At 61.5% G+C, this 257-nt stretch carries 1 protein-coding gene; it reads left to right on the top strand.

The genetic code is table 11. The features are described from left to right. Positions 1-203 (top strand): response regulator transcription factor (locus ACZ6JE_RS15335; protein ID WP_464319504.1); only part of this gene is annotated, 203 nt, incomplete at its 5' end. Positions 204-257: the final 54 nt, after the last annotated feature.

Below are 257 nucleotides of genomic sequence, written 5' to 3'. Positions count from 1 at the left end.
CGGCGCGGGACGTAATGGGGCTGGTGGTCACGGGACTGATGAACAAGCAGGTGGCCGCGAAGCTCGATCTCAGCGAGATCACCGTCAAGATCCACCGGGGCAACGTGATGCGCAAGATGGAAGCGCAGTCGCTGGCCGACCTTGTGCGGATGGCCGAGCAGCTTGGAGTCCGGGACGAGACCATCCACCGGTATAATATCTGAGTATGATGGCATTACCGGCCCGACCGCGCCACTTCCGTTGAGTTCGGGCATGTC

The organism is Frigoribacterium sp. AC759 (assembly GCF_979256015.1).
Note: the sequence above shows the minus strand (reverse complement) of the source record. Positions and strands in the feature narration are given on the sequence as shown.